This is a genomic window from Clostridium sp. OM02-18AC, from assembly GCF_003481825.1.
Taxonomy (GTDB): domain Bacteria; phylum Bacillota; class Clostridia; order Lachnospirales; family Lachnospiraceae; genus Brotaphodocola.
This window is the reverse complement of sequence record NZ_QULW01000039.1, coordinates 1-1,899: the sequence shown is the minus strand read 5'-3', so window position 1 is coordinate 1,899 and position 1,899 is coordinate 1. Positions and strand designations below refer to the sequence as shown.

Genomic DNA, 1,899 nt, shown 5'->3' with positions numbered 1-1,899 from the left:
AATAAGCCTGTTTCAAGGCTTTGCGGTATCCTTTTTAATTTTGATGTGTCAAACTCCCGAGCTTCCCATGACCGGAAGGGTAAACAGATCACCCCACAAAAAGGCATAAACGGTTTCAATGAGCTTTGTAATCAATGGTAAAAATCCTTTCTGAAATCATGTTTTGGCAGCTGCGCAGGGAGGCGCAGCTGCTGCAATGGCTCTATTATATAATTTGTAGCGCAGTTTGTAAATCCGGAAGTCATTCTTGTTTTTTGCACAGCGGGTTGCTACAATATGGATAAAAGGAAACTGTTCAGCAGACCTGTGCCTTTGCTGCACGGATATGCGGATGAACAGTTACGATAAAAGCAGGATGTCAGGGGGGAGAAGATGGCAACGATCATCGATGTTGCAAAGCTTGCAGGAGTGTCACAGGGAACAGCGTCGAATGTTTTAAATGGTAAGGGAAATGTCAGCAGCGAAAAAATCCGTGCGGTGGAAGAAGCAGCGCGCAGGCTGGGCTATACGATAAATGAAAGGGCCAGGATTCTTCGCAAGGGAAGCGGAAATATCATCTGTGTGATCGTCCCTTCCATGGAAAACCGGAATTATCGGGATTTTTATTATTGCCTGAAAAATTATGCAGAGGTCCGGGGGTTTATTGTAGAGTTATTGGTTACAAATAATAATCGCAAAAGCGAATATGATATGCTCCAGAGAGCTAAGGCAGTGATGGCATTTGGAGTTGCAGCAGTCACCTGCATGAATCAGGAAGAGTGCAGGGAAGCCTATGCCGGATTTGAAAACCTGTGTTTTGTCGAACGGCACGGGGCAGAACATTATCCGTATTTTGGATTTGATTATGAACTGGCAGGAAAACGGATTGCTGAAAAAGTGATCTCAGAGGATTTTCATCGCATTGCAGTCATCACAGATTCCATGCGCTTTTCCAATGAGCATGATTTCAGCAGAGGACTGTGCAGCTGGTTCCGTGGTGGAAAAGTAAAATATACACATATTACAACAGATAACCGCCGTGTTTCTCATTCCATGATCGACCTTTTGATGAAGGAAGAGGATTATGATGCTGTAGTGACAAGCAATATACGGTTTGCAGAAAAAATCCGGCATGTGGTGGAGAATTTTTCTCTTGAGCAGCCAATTCCGATTTTTACGCTATCTTCCGTGACATCACTTCCGGAGCAGGATTACCGGAAATATGAACTGAATTACGGCCTGCTGGGGCGGGCTGTTGCAGAAACACTCATTGGAGAAAGCGGTGAGAAGCAGGCACAGCCGGAACAGCTTCATCAAGATTCCGTTTTCTTACCGTATGATCCGCGCGGGCTTTATCGGACTGGACGGCAACATGGAGGAAGCAGCTCAGGTTATGGGAGCAAAACCATTTTATACAATGCGCAAGGTAATTCTTCCGATCCTTATGCCGATTGTTCTGTCTGTGATCGTTCTCAATTTTAACGTAACACTGCAAGAATTCCCCCATCCTCTTCAGGTGGTGGGATGAATTGCCTGCTTTTGATTCCTGATATGCAATAACTGGCATGATTCGATAGTGCACATATCTGTGCTGACAGAAAAAGAACATACATTCGATAAAATTATAGACATATAGAGAAATATATGATAAAATATAATCAGTCGAAATAATAAGAAAGGCTGATTTCTATGAGAAAATTGGATAGTAATGCACATTCGGTATTTTTATTATATTACCATTTGATTCTGGTGGTAAAATACCGAAAAAAGGTTTTGAATGATCCGATTTCCAATCGGGCAAAAGAAATATTTGAGCATATTGCTCCGAACTATCACATTATCCTGGAAGAATGGAATCATGATCAGGACCATGTTCACATCATGTTCCGTGCTCATCCAAAATCGGAACTGAGTAAGTTT

Annotated in this window: 2 protein-coding genes and 1 pseudogene; all 3 read left to right on the top strand. The window is 42.7% G+C overall.

The window, feature by feature from the left end; all coding sequences use genetic code 11:
- Positions 1–372: 372 nt before the first annotated feature.
- Positions 373–504: pseudogene (locus DXB18_RS16785) on the top strand (LacI family DNA-binding transcriptional regulator); the annotation flags it as partial.
- A gap of 811 nt (positions 505–1,315) precedes the next feature.
- Positions 1,316–1,507 carry an ABC transporter permease subunit gene (locus tag DXB18_RS16645; RefSeq protein ID WP_347560911.1) on the top strand — a complete coding sequence of 64 codons (192 nt, stop codon included), beginning with the start codon at positions 1,316–1,318 and terminating at the stop codon, positions 1,505–1,507.
- Between the two features lie 161 nt (positions 1,508–1,668).
- On the top strand, positions 1,669–1,899 hold a 231-nt coding region (tnpA, locus tag DXB18_RS15965; RefSeq protein WP_118708896.1), incomplete at its 3' end, for an IS200/IS605 family transposase.

What these genes read in the sequence shown, in the direction of transcription:
- DXB18_RS16645 (WP_347560911.1), top strand. Translation starts at nt 1,316, where the DNA reads ATGATCCGCGCGGGCTTTATCGGACTGGACGGCAACATGGAGGAAGCA.